This window comes from Achromobacter sp. 77 (genome assembly GCF_020541125.1).
Classification (GTDB): Bacteria; Pseudomonadota; Gammaproteobacteria; order Burkholderiales; family Burkholderiaceae_B; genus Achromobacter; species Achromobacter mucicolens.
This window is the reverse complement of sequence record NZ_CP059848.1, coordinates 2,330,436-2,347,719: the sequence shown is the minus strand read 5'-3', so window position 1 is coordinate 2,347,719 and position 17,284 is coordinate 2,330,436. Positions and strand designations below refer to the sequence as shown.

The following is a 17,284-nucleotide window of genomic DNA, read 5'->3' as shown; positions in this document are numbered from 1 at the left end:
CTGCCGCCCGGTCGCCGGGCGCGGCTTCACGCCCCGCCCGTCATCTCCAGCAGCGCAAACATCTTCAGCAGCGCCACCGGCAGCATCTTGCCGGACAGCTTGCGTTCGGTGCCCACGATGCCCGACAGCGGGCCGCGCACGACATCGGCCGCTGGCGAATGGGCCAGTTGCCAGCAGGCGGCGCCCAGCTGACCGGCCATCAGCGACTGGCGCGCCAGCGTGTGGGCGCCGTCGACCGCGGGCAGCGCTTGCCACGCATTGGCCATGTAGCGGAACGCGGCCTTGGCCTCGTCTTGCAGGACCAGCCAGCGCGCGATCGTTGCGGCGTCGGCCTGCGAGGCCGGCAGGTTGGTGGCGCCGAACAACTGGCCCGCGACCTCGCCGGTCACGGTGTCGATCAGCCGCGCGCAGATCAGGCGCACGCTGGCGCCCTGCCCCTTGCCCGGCAGCACGACTTCGGTGCCCGATGCCCACAGCGCGAGCGGCACGGTCTTGCCGCCCGCCGCGAGGCGCAGACCCGGCATGTCGCCGGGCTGGCCCACGGGCAGATAGCCCACGCTCTTGCCGACAGCATTCAGGTTGGTCGGGCACTCGTCCTGGATCACCCGCAGGCCGCCCGGGCAACGAGCCACCCACGACACGCCCTGCTCGGAGAAGGGTTGCCACAGCGCAACCGTGCCTGCCTCCAGCATGTGGACCAGCGGCACGGACTGCAGGCGCTCGCCCAGCCACGCCACGCGCGATTGCAGGGCCAGCGCCGGATCCGGCTGGGCCGGCGCGGCAGGCGCAAACGAACTCAGCATGCCGTGCGGCAGCACCAGTTGCTGCGCGGGCGCCGCAAGCGCGGCGCCACGATCGCTCATCAGCAGTGCGCCGAGCAGCGCGCCGCCTGGCAAGGCATCGCCCTTCATGGCGGTCTTGCCGTGCATCACAAGCAGGTTGCGGGTGCAGGCGGCGGAGAATTCACGGCGCGCCATCGACAACGGCTCGTCGCCCAGCGCGGCCAGGCTGGAACCGGCGCCGTCGCTGACGTATTCACGCCAGGCGGTGCGCGCCTGCAGGCACGCCGGGTCGTTGTCCAGCCACGAAATCGTGTCGTCCAGGCTTTGCGCCGCGGCGATCGACCCCGCGCCCGCCTGTTGCGGCAGGATCGCCGAGGCCAGCAGCTGGCGGCGGCGCGCCGGATCCACGGCGTCCGGTTCGCGCGACGACGACACCAGCGACGCGAGATCGGCCTCGCTCGGGGTGTACAGCGCACGGGCGCGCTCCACCATCGAGAACGCGCGGTCGATCAGCACGTCTGCGCGCGCCAGCTCCATGTGCTCGGGCACTTTCTGGCCGACGGACATGTAATGGATCGGCAAGCGGTGGCGGATGGCCGTGTCCAGCGCCGCGCCCAAGCGCGTGGCTTCGTCCAGCTTGGTGATGATGCAGCCGGCGACATCCTCGCCGACCCCATTGCGGTAGGCGTGCGCGACCTCGTCCAGCGTGTCGCCCTGGCTGGCGGCATTGAGCACCAGCAGCCGGCGCACCGGCTTGCCCGCGTTGCACAGCATCGACGCCTGCTCGGCCACCAGGCGGTCGCGCTGGCTGATGCCGGTCGTGTCGATCAGGACGATCTTGCGGTTGCCCAGCTCGGCCAGGATGCGGCGCAGCTCGCCGGCATCGCGCACCGAATGCGCGGGCACGCCCATCAGGCGGCCGTAGATCTGCAATTGCTCCAGCGCGCCGATCCGGAACAGGTCGGTCGTCAGCATGGCGACCTGCTCGCGACCCTCGCGGGCCACGCAGCGCGCGGCCAGCTTGGCCAGCGTCGTGGTCTTGCCCACGCCGGTGGGGCCGACCAGTGCGTACACGCCGCCGGCCAGGAATTCGTCTTCCGAACGCACCACCGGCAGGTGCGTCACAAGCTCATTACGCGCCCAGCTCTGCGCCGCCTCGGCGGAGAGGCCCTGCGGCAGACGTTCGACCAGCGTGCGGACCAGTTTGGTGCTGAACCCAGCATCCAGCAGGCTGCGGAATAGCGCGGCGGCGGCCGGCTCCCGGCCCGGACCCTGGCGTCCGCCCCACAGCAGGCCGTCCATGCGGGTTTCGAGCGCTCCGCGCAACGCGCTGATGGCATCCTGCAGACCGGCGGCGGTATCGGCAGCCAGCGGCGCGGGCGGCAAACCCTGCGGCGGGCGGACCGGCGCGTCCGGCATGCGGCCCATGGAAGGCGCGGCGGACAAGGAGGCCGGTGGCGCGGCGGACAGGGGCGACGCGGCCGGCGGCATGGCGGGCGGCTGCGCAGGTGTGACGGGCGCCGCGGCGTAACCACGCGGCGCGTGGTAGGCGGTCGCGGGCGCGGCGGCCATTGCGGCAGCCGCCGGCGCGACGGACGCGGCCATGCGCTCGGGCATGGCGAGTTCCGGCGTCATGCGAGCCGCCGGCGCGGGCACGGGGGCTGCGGCGGCCAAAGGACGGATCGGCGCAAGCGGCGGCAACTCGACGCGGATGGGCGCGGCCGGCTGAGGCGCGGCCGGCTGAGGCGCGGCCGGCTGAGGCGTGGCCGGCTGAGGTGCGGCCGGCTGAGGTGCGGCCGGCTGAGGCGCTACCGGCTGCGGCGCGACCTGCTGAGGCGCGGCGTGCTGAGACCCGACCGGCTGAGACCCGACCGGCACGGCGGCGGCGGACGCAGCCGTTGCCGAACCCGGTATCGCAGAAGCCGGCGCGAAGTCCATCGGCGATGCCAACGTTTCCGACGCAGGCTGCGCGGACGCCGCATAAGCGGACTGGTAGGCGGCAATGGACCGTGCTGGCGCCGCGTAGCTGGCCGGCGACATGACCGGCGACATGGCTGGCGGCATCCCCGGCGGCATGGCCGGCATGTTGGCCGGCGCCCCTTGCGGCCGCTCCATCCCGGCAGGCGCGCCGAACGACGGCGCAGCGGGCGGGCGCTGCGGCGCGGACTGCGCATGAGCCGGCGCCTCGCGCGGCGGCGTCTGCGGTGGCGGCGCGTCGTCGAACGCGCCATCAACGGTGGCCAGCACCTCGATGCCGCCCTCGACGCTGCGGTTCGACACGATCAACGCGTCCGGCCCGAGGGCCTCGCGCACCTGGCGCATCACGTCACGGGTGTTTGCCCCGTAAAAGCGGCTGATCTTCATTGCCCATTGCTCCCGCCGATCAGCGCCGTCACGCGGACGATGCGCTCATCGGGAATTTCCGTATTCGACAAGACGCCCAACTGCGGCAGATGATGGCGCAGGAAGCGCGACAGCGGCGCGCGCAACACCGGCGACACCAGCAGCACCGGCGCATTGCCCTGCGATTCCTGCCGTTCGACCGCCGCCTGCGCCTCACGCAGCAGCGTGTCGGCCAGACCCGGCTCCAGGCCGCCGCTGGTCGTCATGGCCTGCGACAGCACGCGTTCCAGCTTCACATCCAGCCCGATCACGCGCAGCTCGCCCTCGCCCGGGAACCACTGCTGCGTGATGGCGCGGCCCAGCGCGCGGCGCGTCAGCGCGATCAGCTCGTTGATGTCGGGCTGGCCACCCGAACCGGCGGCCAGCGCCGCCAGACGCGGACCGTGCTCGGACAGCGTGTCGATGATGGTGCGCATGTCGCGGATCGGCACTTCTTCGGACAGCAGGCCCTGCAGCACCTTCTGCAGCGCGGTTAGCGACAGCGTCTTGGGCACCAGGTCCTCGACCAGCTTGGGCGCGTCGCGGCCGATGCGGTCCAGCAGCTGCTGCACTTCCTGGCGGCCCAGCAGGTTCGACCCGTGGCGGTGCATCAGGTGATTCAAGTGCGTGGCCACGACCGTGCCCGCATCCACCACCGTATAGCCGGCCACCTGGGCCTGGTCGCGCAGCGAACTGTCGATCCACAGCGCCGGCAGGCCGAACGCGGGATCGGTCGTCGGGGTGCCCTTGATCTGCATGGTCACGCCGCCCGGGTCGATGGCCAGCCACTGGCCGGGCATCGCCACGCCGTTGCCCACTTCCACGCCCGACAGCAGGATGCGGTAATCGTTGGGCTTGAGTTCCAGGTTGTCGCGGATGTGCACGACCGGCGGCAGAAAGCCCACGTCCTGCGCAAACTTCTTGCGCAGGCTGCGGATGCGGTGCAGCAGCTCGCCGTTCTGGGCGTGGTCCACCAGCGGGATCAGGCGGTAGCCGACCTCCAGCCCCAGTTGGTCCACCATCGACACGTCTTCCCAGCTTGCCTCGGCGGCTGCGGCCTGCGCCTGGGTGATCGCCTGCGGCGGTATCTCTTCGGCCGCCACCGCGGCGGCCTGCTTGCGTTTGAGCAATGCCCAGCCGCCCCAGCCCAGCGCGCCGGCCAGGGTCAGAAAGGCGATGTGGGGCATGTTGGGGATGAGACCCATGATGCCGATGATGCCGGCGGTCAGGAACAGCACGCTCGGGTTCGAGAACAGCTGGCTGATGATCTGCTGGCCGATGTCCTGGTCCGTCGACACGCGCGACACGACCACGCCGGCAGCGGTGGAGATCACCAGCGCCGGGATCTGGGCCACCAGGCCGTCACCGATGGTCAGCAGCGTGTAGACGCGGCCGGCTTCGCCCATGGACATGTCGTGTTGCGCCACGCCCACGACCAGGCCGCCGATGACGTTGATCGCCATGATGAGCAGGCCGGCGATGGCGTCGCCGCGCACGAACTTGCTGGCGCCGTCCATCGAGCCGAAGAAGTCCGACTCCTGCGACACTTCCGCGCGGCGCTTGCGCGCCTCGTCCTCGCCGATCAGGCCGGCGTTCAGGTCCGCGTCGATCGCCATCTGCTTGCCGGGCATGGCGTCCAGGGTGAAGCGCGCGCCGACTTCGGCGATACGGCCCGCACCCTTGGTGATGACGATGAAGTTGATGATGGTCAGGATGACGAAGACGATGATCCCGACCGCGAAGTTGCCGCCCACGAGGAAGTGGCCGAAGGCCTCGATCACCTTGCCCGCGGCGTCCGGACCCGTGTGACCATGCAGCAGCACGACGCGCGTGGAGGCCACGTTCAGCGACAGGCGCAGCAGCGTCGCAAACAGCAGCACGGCCGGGAACGCGGCAAAATCCAGCGGCTTGCGCGTGAACATGGCCACCAGCAGGATCATCACGGACAACGCGATGTTGAAGGTGAACAGCAGGTCCAGGAGGAACGTGGGCAGGGGCAGCACCATCATGCCCAGCACCATCACGATCAGGATGGGACCCGCCAGCAGCCGCGCGTGCGTGCCGCCGTTACTCTTCAACATGGTGAGCAGTGCGCTCATTCCTTAAACTCCTTGTGCTGCGGTTTTTGCCTGCGGGTCCAGTTCGGCTGGCACGTTCAGTTTCGTGGGGGCCATCGGTTCATGCCCCCAGCCCGAGCGCCAGGATCGTAGCTGGAATACCCATGCCAGCACTTCCGCCACCGCGGTATACAGCTCGGCCGGGATTTCTTGTCCCAGCTCGACGTGTTGATGCAATGCGCGCGCCAGCGGCGGCGCTTCCAATGTGGGAATCTTGTTCTCGGCGGCCAGTTCGCGGATCTTCGCGGCGATCAGGCCCGTGCCCTTGGCCAGCACGCGCGGCGCGCCGCCCTTCGATTCGTCGTACTTCAGCGCCACTGCGTAGTGCGTCGGGTTCGTCACGACGACGTCGGCCTTGGGCACCTCGGACATCATGCGGCGGCGGGCGGCCTGGCGCTGCTGCTGCCGGATACGCGCCTTGACGTGCGGATCGCCTTCGCTTTCCTTGTGTTCCTGGCGCACGTCCTCCTTGGACATCCGCAGCTTCTTCAAATGGCTCCAGATCTGCCAGGGCACATCCAGCAAAACGATGATGAGGAGCGAGGCCACGATGAAGGCGCAGCACATCGCCACCAGGCTGAGCGCCTTGGTCAGCGCGGCCGACGGCGCCACGTGCATCAGCCCGAGCATGTCGTCGTGATACCGCCAGATGACCCAGACGGCCACGCCGCCGACCAGCATGGCCTTGGCCAGCGCCTTGATCAGCTCCACCACCGTCTGCGACGAGAACATGCGCTTCAAGCCCGCCAGCGGGCTGAGCTTGGAGAAATTGGGCTGCAAGGGCTTGGTCGAAATGACCAGGCCGCCCAGCACGACGCTGGACAGCACCGCCACCACCGCCAGCAGCCCAAAGATCGGCAACAGCACCATCAGCGCGTGACCGAAGCCGCTCACCGCCTGCTCGACCATCACCCCCGGATCCAGCGCGACACGCTGATCGAACGCCAGCCCGCTGCGCAGCACGCCGGTCAGGCCCTGGTACAGCGATCCTCCGCCCGCCCAGATCGCCGCAACGCCTACCGCCAGCATCATGAACGTGCCCAGTTCCCGGGAACGCGCAATCTGCCCCTCCTCGCGCGCCTTTTCCAGGCGCCTGGGAGAGGCGGCTTCGGTTTTCTCGAGGTCGCTTTCTTCGGACATGCTCTACGGGATTGTTGCGGCTCGCTGACGTGGAAATGCAAGCCGCCCGCCGAGATTCTAGGAGGCGCAGGAGGTTGGCGATATGCCAAGAAAAGGGGGGAAAGCGGCGCTATTCCCAGATGCGCCGCCGGCTGCCGGGGAGCCCCCCGGGGGCAGCCGCCTCAGCCCGCCGCCTGGGCCACCCGGCCGCCAGCCGCGTGGCCGTCCAGGATGGCTTGAAAGCGCGCGTAATCCAGCCCGATGCGCACGGCGCCCCAGTGTTCCGGCCCCAGATAGATGGGCAGGGAGATGTCGTTGACGATCTCGCCGGTGTCGCGCGAATACGTCTGGAACAGCTGCGCGCCGGTGTTGGCGGCCAGCCGCGCACCCACCGGGTCGTCGAAGATGCGCTTGTTGCGCACCCGCACAATGTCGACCTTCGGGTCGCCGGTCGGCGCCAGCGAGAACCGGCTGTTGTGGGCGGGCGCGTAGCCCTGGTTATCCACCAGAATCGTGTAGATGGCGCCCGGCACGGCTTCCAGCACGCTGTCGAGCAGCCGCGTGAGCGGCTCGTCGATCGCGCGATCGTAGGCCGTGTGATAGCGCGGCGGCTCGCTGCCGGCAATGCGCTGGTAGTGTCGGTCGAACACGTCCACGCCGCGCCGCCGGGCATCCTGCAGCAGACCGGCCGCCGCGCCGGCAAACGCCTCCAATGACTCGGACAGGCTGTCGAACGCGGTGTCGCCCGTGCGCATGTCGGCCAGCACTTCCTGCACGCTTTCCGTCTGGCGCCGGATGCGATCGATCTCGCCCGACATGCTGCCCACCCGTTCCAGCACATCCGCGCTCAAGGCCGCGATGCGCCCGACCTCCTCGCTCATGCCGTGGTTGGTGGCGTCGACCTCGCCGATGGCCTGAACCACGTCGCTCACTTGCCGGTTCATGCTGTCGAAATCGCGCACGAAGCGCTCGAAGCCGCGGGAGGTCCGGTCAAGCACCGCGCCCGAAGCGTCCACGTCCTCGCGCAGGGTGCCCGTCTGACGCTGCGTGGCGCCCACCAGGTCGAGCATCTGCGTCGTGTGGCGGCCGATGTCGCTGGTGGCCGTGTTGACGCGCTCGGCCAGCCGGCCGACCTCGCTGGCCACCACCGCGAAACCGCGGCCCGCGTCCCCGGCCCGGGCGGCCTCCACGCCGGCGTTCAGGGCCAGCAGTTGCGTCTGCAGCGCAATGCCCTTGATCGTCTTGCTGATGTCGCCCACCGACTGCGCGCGCGCCGCCAGTTGCCCCACCACGTCGGTAAAGGCGGCCATCTCGCTTGTCATGCGGTCAACGCGCGCCTTGACCTCGGTCAGCTCGGCCAGCGCCTGCCGCGCCGCCTGCAGGTTCTGGCCCGACACCGCGGCAATGTCGCGGGCGTGGGTGGAGGTCGACGCAGACAGATCGGCGATCTGCGCCCCGCTGGCGGCCAGGGCCTCGGCCGCCCTCGCCTGCTCGCGCGCCAGCAATGAACAGCGCCCCGCCTGGAATTGCGTGCGCGCCGCATTCAGCGCGATCTCGATGCTGGATTGGCGCACGGTCATGATCCGAAGCCGGATCTGCGCCAGGAACCGGTAGAGCGGCCAGGCGGCCGGACTGAAGGACAAGGGGCGCTCGGACAGCACCGCGTCGCCGCGGTTGAGCCGACGCAACAATCCCCACATGCCGCCCAAGCGGAATACGGATCTGGCCATCATGAACCTCCTCTCCCTGACCCGGACCGCCTGCGTTGGGCATCCGTGGTCTGGCGCGCTGGGCGCGCCTTGTCTCGCGCTGCAAGGCCCCGATTATTGTTGGCAGGAGTCTATCGGCCAGCAGGCGTTTGCGCCCTTAGGGAATACGTCATGAGAAGGAGGGACACGCGCACGAGGCTGGCGCATGCGGGCGGAAAGACGCCGTCTTTCCGCCGCCGGCGGACATCGCGGGCCGCGGGCTCAGAAGCCCAGGCTGGCCAGCAGGTCGTCGACCTGATCCTGGCTGGTGACCACGTCGGTCTTGCCCTGCGGGTTGATCTGCGGGCCGTTGAGCAGGCTGTTGGCTTCGTCGCGGCGCTCTTGCGGCACGTTGTCCAGCAGCACCTGCAGCAGTTCGCGTTCGATGGCGCCCACCACGTCCATCATGCGCATGATGACCTGGCCCGTAAGGTCCTGGAAATCCTGCGCCATGATGATTTCCATGAGCTTGGACTGCGTCTGCTGCGTCTGCTTGGGCACGTCGGCCAGGAAGGCACGCGTGTCCTGCACCAGTTCGCGCGCTTGCGGCATTTCCAGCGGTTGGTCATACCACTCCTGCCAGCGGCTATCCAACGCCTGCGCCGACCGGGCCATGTTGTCCTGGATGGGACCGGCCTGCTCGGTGGCGTTGAGCACCCGGTTGGCGGCCTGCTCGGTCATCTGCGCCACATACCGCAAGCGGTCGCGGGCGTCGGGAATCGCGTTGGCGGCGTCCTTGATCGCCTGATCCAGGCCCAGCTCGCGCATGCTGTCGCGCAACATGCGCGTCAGCGAGGCGATCCGATGGATCAGGTCGGGCGACTCTGTCGGGTCAACTGTTTCCGTTGAGCTCATCGCACACCTCAGCCGCCAATCTTTTCGAAGATCTTGTTCAGCTTTTCCTCCAGCGTCGCCGCGGTGAAAGGCTTGACCACGTAACCGTTGGCGCCCGCCTGTGCGGCGGCAACGATGTTTTCCTTCTTGGCTTCCGCCGTCACCATCAGCACCGGCAGCGATGCCAGCGACGCGTCGGCGCGGATCTGCTTGAGCATCTCCAGGCCGTCCAGGTTCGGCATGTTCCAGTCGGACACCACGAACTGGAAGCCGCCATTGCGCAGCTTCTCCAGGCCAATGGCGCCGTCCTCTGCCTCATCCACGTTTTCGAAACCCAGCTCTTTCAGCAGGTTGCGGATGATCCGCCGCATGGTGGGGAAGTCATCCACCACCAGAATCTTCAGGCCCTTGTCTACCATCTTTCACTCCAGAAAAAATTTGCTTGAGATCGATCGTGGCGTCAGCCCGCGTTAAACGCGGTGCCCACGGTCGCCCAGGCGAGTCAGAATGCGTTCGCTCATCGCCGACAACGGCACCACTTCACTTGCAGCCCCGATAGCGATGGCCTCGCGGGGCATGCCGAAGACCACGCAGCTTGCTTCGTCCTGCGCGATCGTGTGCGCGCCCGCCCGGTGCATGGCCAGCATGCCGGTGGCGCCATCCTTGCCCATGCCCGTCAGGATCACGCCGATGGCGTTCTTGCCCGCCGCGACGGCCGCGGAGTTGAACAGCACGTCCACGGACGGACGGTGGCGGTTGACCGGTTCGCTGGCTTCCAGCTCGATGACATAGTTGGCGCCGCTGCGGCCCAGGCGCATGTGCATTTCACCGCCCGGGGCCAGGTACACGTGACCGGGCAGCACGCGCTCGCCATGCACGGCCTCGCGCACGGTCACGGCGCACAGCGCGTCCAGGCGCTGCGCGAACGACCGCGTGAAGCCGGCCGGCATGTGCTGCGTGATCAGGATCGCGGGGCTGTCCGGCGGCAGCGGCTGCAGGACTTCGCGGATGGCCTCGGTGCCGCCAGTGGAAGCGCCGACGATCACAAGCTTTTCCGAGCTGGACAGCGGACGGCGCAGCATGGGCGCCGGCGCGGCCTGCGCCGTATGGGGCGTCGGGGCGCGCAGCTTGGCGCGCGACGCGGCGCGGATCTTGTCGGCGATGAGTTCCGTGTATTCAAGCAGCCCGTCGCGGATGCCCAGCTTGGGCTTGGTCACGAAGTCGATCGCGCCCAATTCCAGCGCGCGCAGCGTGATTTCGCCGCCACGTTCGGTCAGCGACGACACCATCACCACCGGCATGGGGCGAAGGCGCATCAGCTTTTCCAGGAAATCCAGCCCGTCCATGCGGGGCATTTCCACGTCCAGCGTCAGCACGTCAGGGTTGTGGCGCTTGATGAGCTCGCGGGCGACCAGCGGATCGGGCGCGGTCGCGACCACTTCCATATCCGGCTGGCTGTTGATGATCTCGGTCATCAGGCCGCGCACCAGCGCGGAGTCATCCACACACAAAACGCTAATTTTCTTCATCTTGTTTGCTGCCCTGGCCCGGTCAGGCCTTATTTGCGCATTCATAGACCGTCTGCCCGCGCAGACGGAAATCGCGGCTGATGTACGTGAAGTTCTCGGAATGGCCAGCAAACAGCAGGCCGCCCGGCTTCATGAGCGGCACAAACCGCTCCAGGATCTTGGCCTGCGTCGGCTTGTCGAAATAGATCATGATGTTGCGGCAGAAGATCACGTCGAACTTCTCGGTGATCCCCCACGAGGGCGACAACAGGTTCAGCGTCTCGTAGCGCACCATCTCGGCGATCTCGGGGCGCACCCGCACGTGCCCTTCGTTCGCGCCGCGGCCCTTCAGGAAAAACCGGCGCAGGCGCTCGGTCTCCATCTTCGCGACGCGCTCGTTCGGATAGACGCCCGTGCGCGCGCGCTGCAGCACGTTGGTGTCGATGTCGGTCGCCAGCACGGTGGAACCCGCGCCCCGCGGCCCCAGGGCCTCGGTCAGCGTGATGGCGATCGAGTAAGGTTCTTCGCCCGTCGAGGCCGCGCAGCACCAGACCGAAACCGGCCCGCCGCGCTTCTTCGCGAAGTCGGCAAGGATCGGAAAGTGATGCGATTCGCGGAAAAACGCGGTCAGGTTCGTCGTGAGCGCGTTGATGAAATCTTCCCACTCCGCCGAGTCAGGCTCGTTCTCCAGGCTATCCAGATAGCTGGCGAAATCCTGCCCGCCCAGCGCACGCAGGCGGCGCGCAAGGCGGCTGTAGACCATCTCGCGCTTGTGCGTGCCCAGCGAAATGCCGGCCCGCGCGTGGATCATCTTGCGGACGCGGGAAAAGTCCGCGTCCCGGAAATCAAACTGGCGGTCCACCGAAATGGACGGCGCCGTATTCGCCGAAGTTGCCACGCGTATCCTCAGCGTCCCAGTGCAGGCGCATCGGGCGCATGCAGACGGGCATCGTCATAGGTGGCGTGCACCGAAGACAGCCGATGCGCCGGCACTTCGATGACCTCGCCCGTGTTGATCTTGAATACGGCCACTGCTTCGGCCAGGCGCTGGGCCTGCTCCTGCAGCGAGCCGGCGGCCGCCGCGGCCTCTTCCACCAGCGCCGCGTTCTGCTGCGTCACTTCATCCATCTGCGACACCGCGCGGTTCACCTGGTCGATGCCGCTGGACTGTTCTTCGGACGCCGCCGAGATCTCGCCCATGATGTCCGTCACGCGTTTCACCGACGCCACGATTTCCTGCATCGTGGAACCGGCGCGTTCGACCTGCTGAGAACCGGCGCCCACCTTGGTCACGGAGTCCTCGATCAGGCCCTTGATTTCCTTGGCTGCCTGCGCGCTGCGCTGGGCCAGCGAGCGCACTTCGCCCGCCACCACGGCAAAGCCCTTGCCCTGCTCACCCGCGCGGGCCGCTTCCACCGCCGCGTTCAGCGCCAGGATGTTGGTCTGGAACGCGATGCCGTCAATCACCGACACGATTTCCGAGATCTTGCGCGAGCTGGCAGAGATGCCTTCCATGGTGTGCACCACTTCCGACACCGCCGCGCCGCCGCGCTCGGCCACGTCCGACGCGCTGGCTGCAAGCTGGTTGGCCTGGCGGGCGTTGTCCGCGTTCTGCTTTACGGTCGAGGCCAGCTCTTCCATCGAGGCGGCGGTCTCTTCCAGCGAGGCAGCCTGCTGCTCCGTGCGGCTGGACAGATCCGTGTTGCCTGCGGCGATCTCGTGCGAGCCCACGTTGATTTCGTCCACGCCACGGCGCACCGAAGCCACCGTGCGCGTCAGGCTTTCCTGCATGCGCTTGAGCGCCGCAAACAGCTGGCCGATTTCATTCGTGTTGCTGACCTCGACGCGGGCGGTCAGGTCGCCGCTGGCGATGCGGTCGAAATGATGGCCGGCTTCCTTGAGCGGCTGCAGCACGCGGCGGCGCAGGAAGACATAGGTGGCAAAGACCAGCAGCGCGGCGATGATGCCGCCGGCGCTCACCGCCATCAGCACGAACTGGTAGCGCACCTGTGCAACTTCAAAGGCGTCCATCATCTTGCTGGCGCGCCAGAAATCGAAGCCTTCAACCGCGCGTGCAAAGCGGCCTTCCAGCGCGTCCTGCACTTTCTGGATCTGCGTCTGGTAGGCCGGCATGTCGGCCTTTTCCAGCGCGCCGATCAGCGGCGTGATGCCTTGCTGCAGGAGGGCCGTGTAAGAATCGTCGATTTCCTTGAGCGCCTCGGCCGCCTCGGCGGGACGCGGCAGCGTCTTGTAGAAATCGAACTCGGCCTGGCCCTTGTTCTGCGACGCCTTGGCCCGCTCCAAAAGGCCTGCGGCCTCGCTGGACAGCCCCTGCGCCAACAGCGTCGGCTGGCCGATGCTGCGCACGATGTCCGAATAGTTGGAAGACGCGGCACGGCCCAGGCCGTTCAGGGTGTCCTTGTAGCTGGACACCACGCGGCTGACGGCGTCATCCAGTTCCTGCGATTGCTTGATCTCGGCCAGCGTTCCGTTGCTGATGCGCAAAGACAGCACGCCCAGCGCGGCACCGATCACCAACATGAATGAGAAGAACGCCAGCACCCACAACAGGCTGCTGCGTATCGTCATGTTCGCGAAAAACTTGCGCATCACAAGAACCATCCCTTGACTGCAATCGTTAAAGGAAAGCGCCACATCGCGATCAATATGGCGCCTTTACCCCGCATTCCGGCCGAACTCCGATCAGGAGGCGACCTTCTCCACCAGCGCCATTTCATCGCTGGTCATCAGCTTTTCAATGTCCACCAGGATCAGCATCCGCTCGTCCACGGTACCCAGACCCGTCAGGTACTCGGTCGACAGCGTGGCGCCAAACTCGGGCGCCGGACGAACCTGGCCGGCGTTCAGCATCAGCACGTCCGACACGCCGTCCACCACGATGCCCACGACACGGCGGTCGAGGTTCAGGATGATGACGACGGTCTGCTCGTTGTATTCGACGCGGCCCAGGTTGAACTTGATGCGCAGGTCGACGATCGGCACGATGATGCCGCGCAGGTTCGTCACGCCCTTGATGAAGGGCGGGACATTTGCGATACGGGTGACCGTGTCGGCGTCGTAGCCGCGGATCTCCTGCACCTTCAGGATGTCGATGCCGTATTCTTCGTCGCCCAGCGTGAAGACCAGGAATTCGCTGCCGACATCTTCATTGCGCGCGGCTTGCGCTTGCGGTTTGGCTGCCATGATTTTTAGAGCTCCATCAATTCAGAACGGCTTCGGGCTGCGACCAGCGTTCCCGGTTGGCGCGCGCGAGCGCAAATACGTCGACAATCAGGGCCACGCTGCCATCGCCAAGAATGGTGGCGGCGGAAATGCCCGGGACCTTTCGGTAATTCGATTCCAGATTCTTCACCACGACCTGGTGCTGCCCGATCAGGTGATCGACCAGCAGCGCAAAGCGCCGGTCCTCGGCCTGCATGATGACGGCGATCGCCTGGGTGGGATCGGTCTGGGCTTCGCCCACCGAGAACACCCGGTGCATCTCGACCAGCGGCAGGTATTCGCCACGCACATGCATGACGCGTTCGTTGCCGGCGACCGAGTAGATCTGGTCATTGGTGGGCTGCAGCGATTCGGTAACGTGGTTCAGCGGCAGGATGAAGGTCTCTTCACCCACGCGCACCGACATGCCGTCCAGAATGGCCAGCGTCAGCGGCAGCACGATGCGCGTCGTAGTGCCGTGGCCCGGTTCGCACGACAGTTGCACGTGACCGCCCATGTCCTGGATGTTCCGGCGCACCACGTCCATGCCCACGCCGCGGCCGGAGATGTCCGTGACCTTTTCGGCGGTGGAGAACCCCGGCGCGAAAATCAGCTGCCAGATCTCGTCGTCGGGCGAATTCTCGTTGACGGCCAGGCCTTGCGACATGGCCTTCTTCAGGATCTTTTCGCGGCTCAGGCCGCCACCGTCGTCGCTGACTTCGATGACGATGTTGCCGCCATTGTGTTGCGCGGACAGCACCAGCTGGCCGACCGGGTCCTTGCCCGCGGCGATCCGCTTTTCAGGCGTTTCGATGCCGTGGTCCAGGCTGTTGCGCACCAGGTGGGTCAGCGGGTCGATGATGCGTTCGATCAGGCTCTTGTCCAGCTCGGTCGCGCGGCCGTAGGTCTGCAGTTCGATCTGCTTGCCCATCTTGCCGGCAATGTCGCGCACCAGGCGCGGGAAGCGGCTGAACACGTAATCCATCGGCATCATGCGGATCGACATGACGGCTTCCTGCAGATCACGCGCGTTGCGCTCGAGCTGCTCCATGCCGTTCAGCAGGCGATCGTGCAGCACCGGATCCAGCGTGGAGGCGGTCTGCGCCAGCATGGCCTGCGTGATGACCAGTTCGCCCACCAGGTTGATCACCTGGTCGACCTTTTCAACGCCGACGCGGATCGAAGTCGATTCCTTGTCGGCGTGCGCGGCAGCGGACGCAGCGGGACGCGCGGCGCGGGCAGCCGGGGCGCCGGCTTCAGCGGCGGCGGGTTCTGCGGCGTGCGCTTCCGGCGCTTCGGCCACGAGCGGCGCTGCGGCGGGGGCCGGCTGCGCAACGGGCGCGGCGGACACCGCTTCGGCGGCCGCCGGCGTGGCGTCGCCGCCTGCCGGCGCGGCTTCACGAGCGATGCTCAGCTGGTCGCCGTCGACGATGAAGCAGCACACGGCCTCGATGTCTTCCGGCGTGCAGGTGCTGTCCACCCACACCGTCAGCACGCCGTTGGCGCGTTCGCTTGCCTTGACGGTGCCCAGGTTGCCCATCTCTTCGAGCAGGGACGCGGCGTCCTTGTCCGACACCTTGGTGATGCGCACGCGCAGCGGCAGGCCGTCCTGCGAACCGGACGCCGCGGCCGGAGCCGCCGGCTCGGCGGGCGCGGCCGGCGCGGGCTGGGGCGCCTGCTGCACCGGGGCGGGCGCCGGAGCCGGCGCGGCGGCCGGCGCAGCGGGCGCGGGTGCAGCAGCGGCGGCTGCGGCGGGATCTTTATGCTCCAGCGCAAGCTGCCTCAATACGGCGCAAATACGCTCAAACACGGCGTCATCGGGCTCTTCGGAGGCCCGATAGGCGTCCAGTTGGCTTTTGAGCACGTCTTTCGTTTCCAAGAAAATATCAATCATGTCCGTGCGCAGCGCCATTTCGCCACGCCGGATCGCGTCCAGAAGGTTCTCAAGCAGATGGGTCGTGCCCGCCAGCTGGTTGAAACAGCCGAACGTCGCCGCACCACCCTTGATCGAATGCGCCGCGCGAAAAATGGCGTTGAGCTGCTCGATGTCGGGCGAGCCCACATCGAGCTCGAGCAACAGCTGCTCCATTTGCGCAAGCAGTTCGTCCGCCTCGTCGAAAAAGGTCTCGTAAAACTGACTGAGGTCCAAACCAGAACTCATGACCCGTACGCCTTTCTAAATGAACCTGCTACGCGCCGGCCTGCTCGTCGAGCAGCTCGGTCGCCAATTCCACCAGCACATCGGGATCCACCGGCTTGGAAAGCCAGCCGCAAACGCCCAGATCCCGGGCTGCCATCTTGCTGTCCACGTCGTCCTCGGTGGTCAGCACCAGCACCGGCACATCCATGTACCGGTCCTCTTCGCGCAACCCCTGGATCAACTCCAGACCGCCCTTCACAGGCATGTTCCAGTCGCTGACGACCAGGTCCACCGGGTTGGCCATCGCCACCTCGAGCGCTTCCTGGCCATTGCAGGCCGTCAACACCTTCCAGCCTGCGCCGGTCAGCGTCGCCTGAACGATCATCCGCATGGTCGTGGAATCGTCCGCCACGAGTATCGTTGCCGTCATTGCTGTCGAACCCCTTCAGCGGGCGGGGTGTTCACCACCTCGCCCTGCTTGGTTGCCGTTGCGGCCCGGCTGGCGGCTTGCACCGCCTGCACGGCCGTCCCCACCTCGCGCGCATCCTTGGCGCTCAAATCCGCGGCTGCGGCGTTCTCGCTCTCGATGCGCTTTTGGGTGCTTTGGTTGAGCACCACCAGGCTGATGCGTCTATTAACGGCTGCATACGGATCATCTTTAACCAGACTCATGCTGGAAGACAGACCCTGGATGCGCATGACCTTGCTTTCGTTCATGCCGCCCGCCACCAGTTCCTGGCGCGAGGCGTTCGCCCGGTCGGCCGAAAGCTCCCAGTTGCTATAGGCTCGCTCGCCGCGCGCATACTGCGACGCGTCGGTATGACCCGAGATGCTGACCTTGTTGGGCAGTTCATTGAGCACCGGCCCCAGCTCGCGCAGGATGTCGCGCATGTACGGCTGCACTTCGGCGCGGCCGGTCGCGAACATCGGGCGGTTCTGGTTGTCGATGATCTGGATGCGCAGGCCTTCGGTCGTCAGGTCGATGAGCAGCTGCGGCCGGAAGGATTTCAGGACGGGGCTGGTCTCGATGACGTTCTCGAGGCGCTTCTTGAGGTTTTCCAGGCGATGCTGCTCGCGGCGCTCGGCGTCGCCCATGGGCTGGGATTCGACCCGGTTGCCCTGGCCGCGGCGGACGTCGCCTTCGCTGCGCAACGGATCCTGCCCGCCGCCCGGCACGGCGCTGGTTTCGGCCGAGCTGCTGGGCCCGCCCGTGATGGCGACGCGCAGCGGCATGCGGAAGTACTCCGCAATCCCCTTGAGTTCTTCCTTCGGCACGATGCTGACCAGCCACATCACCAGGAAGAACGCCATCATCGCCGTAATGAAGTCGGCGTACGCGATCTTCCAGCTGCCCCCGTGGTGCCCGCCGCCCTTGACCTTCTTGCGGCGGATCACCACACGGTGATTATTTACCGTGCTCATGGCCCGCTCC

At 67.1% G+C, this 17,284-nt stretch carries 13 protein-coding genes; all 13 read right to left on the bottom strand.

Annotated features, from left to right (window positions below; translation table 11 throughout):
- Positions 1–26 precede the first annotated feature (26 nt).
- Positions 27–3,146 carry a flagellar biosynthesis protein FlhF gene (flhF, locus tag H4P35_RS10755; protein WP_226849000.1) on the bottom strand — a complete coding sequence of 1,040 codons (3,120 nt, stop codon included), beginning with the start codon at positions 3,144–3,146 and terminating at the stop codon, positions 27–29.
- Complete coding sequence (flhA, locus tag H4P35_RS10750; RefSeq protein WP_056316595.1) at positions 3,143–5,263, bottom strand: flagellar biosynthesis protein FlhA; 2,121 nt, start codon at positions 5,261–5,263, stop codon at positions 3,143–3,145. Before flhA ends, flhF begins: the two co-directional genes overlap by 4 nt.
- A 3-nt stretch (positions 5,264–5,266) precedes the next feature.
- Positions 5,267–6,421 (bottom strand): flagellar biosynthesis protein FlhB, encoded by a 1,155-nt coding sequence (flhB, locus tag H4P35_RS10745; protein WP_056316590.1) that lies wholly within the window; start codon positions 6,419–6,421, stop codon positions 5,267–5,269.
- A gap of 161 nt (positions 6,422–6,582) precedes the next feature.
- Positions 6,583–8,133: a methyl-accepting chemotaxis protein gene (locus tag H4P35_RS10740; protein WP_370638964.1), complete on the bottom strand. Its 1,551-nt coding sequence runs from the start codon at positions 8,131–8,133 to the stop codon at positions 6,583–6,585.
- A gap of 237 nt (positions 8,134–8,370) precedes the next feature.
- Positions 8,371–9,003, bottom strand: coding sequence for a protein phosphatase CheZ (gene cheZ / locus H4P35_RS10735; protein ID WP_226848998.1), 633 nt, complete (start codon positions 9,001–9,003; stop codon positions 8,371–8,373).
- An 8-nt stretch (positions 9,004–9,011) separates the two neighbouring features.
- On the bottom strand, positions 9,012–9,401 hold the full coding sequence (gene cheY / locus H4P35_RS10730; protein WP_056316584.1) for a chemotaxis response regulator CheY: 390 nt from the start codon (positions 9,399–9,401) through the stop codon (positions 9,012–9,014).
- Between the two features lie 51 nt (positions 9,402–9,452).
- A complete protein-coding gene (locus H4P35_RS10725; RefSeq protein WP_056316581.1) occupies positions 9,453–10,511 on the bottom strand; it encodes a chemotaxis response regulator protein-glutamate methylesterase in 1,059 nt (352 codons plus the stop codon).
- Between the two features lie 22 nt (positions 10,512–10,533).
- On the bottom strand, positions 10,534–11,388 hold the full coding sequence (locus tag H4P35_RS10720; RefSeq protein ID WP_226848997.1) for a CheR family methyltransferase: 855 nt from the start codon (positions 11,386–11,388) through the stop codon (positions 10,534–10,536).
- A gap of 8 nt (positions 11,389–11,396) precedes the next feature.
- Positions 11,397–13,100: a methyl-accepting chemotaxis protein gene (locus H4P35_RS10715; RefSeq protein WP_226848996.1), complete on the bottom strand. Its 1,704-nt coding sequence runs from the start codon at positions 13,098–13,100 to the stop codon at positions 11,397–11,399.
- Between the two features lie 93 nt (positions 13,101–13,193).
- Positions 13,194–13,694 carry a chemotaxis protein CheW gene (cheW, locus tag H4P35_RS10710; protein WP_056316575.1) on the bottom strand — a complete coding sequence of 167 codons (501 nt, stop codon included), beginning with the start codon at positions 13,692–13,694 and terminating at the stop codon, positions 13,194–13,196.
- A gap of 16 nt (positions 13,695–13,710) precedes the next feature.
- On the bottom strand, positions 13,711–15,873 hold the full coding sequence (gene cheA, locus H4P35_RS10705) for a chemotaxis protein CheA (RefSeq protein WP_226848995.1): 2,163 nt from the start codon (positions 15,871–15,873) through the stop codon (positions 13,711–13,713).
- Positions 15,874–15,901: 28 nt separating this feature from the next.
- Positions 15,902–16,282, bottom strand: coding sequence for a response regulator (locus tag H4P35_RS10700; protein WP_056316568.1), 381 nt, complete (start codon positions 16,280–16,282; stop codon positions 15,902–15,904).
- Complete coding sequence (gene motB, locus H4P35_RS10695) at positions 16,279–17,274, bottom strand: flagellar motor protein MotB (protein WP_180099980.1); 996 nt, start codon at positions 17,272–17,274, stop codon at positions 16,279–16,281. The genes H4P35_RS10700 and motB overlap by 4 nt, the downstream gene beginning before the upstream one ends.
- Between the last annotated feature and the right edge of the window lie 10 nt (positions 17,275–17,284).

What these genes read in the sequence shown, in the direction of transcription:
- flhF (WP_226849000.1), bottom strand. Translation starts at nt 3,146, where the DNA reads ATGAAGATCAGCCGCTTTTACGGGGCAAACACCCGTGACGTGATGCGC.
- flhA (WP_056316595.1), bottom strand. Translation starts at nt 5,263, where the DNA reads ATGAGCGCACTGCTCACCATGTTGAAGAGTAACGGCGGCACGCACGCG.
- flhB (WP_056316590.1), bottom strand. Translation starts at nt 6,421, where the DNA reads ATGTCCGAAGAAAGCGACCTCGAGAAAACCGAAGCCGCCTCTCCCAGG.
- H4P35_RS10740 (WP_370638964.1), bottom strand. Translation starts at nt 8,133, where the DNA reads ATGATGGCCAGATCCGTATTCCGCTTGGGCGGCATGTGGGGATTGTTG.
- cheZ (WP_226848998.1), bottom strand. Translation starts at nt 9,003, where the DNA reads ATGAGCTCAACGGAAACAGTTGACCCGACAGAGTCGCCCGACCTGATC.
- cheY (WP_056316584.1), bottom strand. Translation starts at nt 9,401, where the DNA reads ATGGTAGACAAGGGCCTGAAGATTCTGGTGGTGGATGACTTCCCCACC.
- H4P35_RS10725 (WP_056316581.1), bottom strand. Translation starts at nt 10,511, where the DNA reads ATGAAGAAAATTAGCGTTTTGTGTGTGGATGACTCCGCGCTGGTGCGC.
- H4P35_RS10715 (WP_226848996.1), bottom strand. Translation starts at nt 13,100, where the DNA reads ATGCGCAAGTTTTTCGCGAACATGACGATACGCAGCAGCCTGTTGTGG.
- cheW (WP_056316575.1), bottom strand. Translation starts at nt 13,694, where the DNA reads ATGGCAGCCAAACCGCAAGCGCAAGCCGCGCGCAATGAAGATGTCGGC.
- cheA (WP_226848995.1), bottom strand. Translation starts at nt 15,873, where the DNA reads ATGAGTTCTGGTTTGGACCTCAGTCAGTTTTACGAGACCTTTTTCGAC.
- H4P35_RS10700 (WP_056316568.1), bottom strand. Translation starts at nt 16,282, where the DNA reads ATGACGGCAACGATACTCGTGGCGGACGATTCCACGACCATGCGGATG.
- motB (WP_180099980.1), bottom strand. Translation starts at nt 17,274, where the DNA reads ATGAGCACGGTAAATAATCACCGTGTGGTGATCCGCCGCAAGAAGGTC.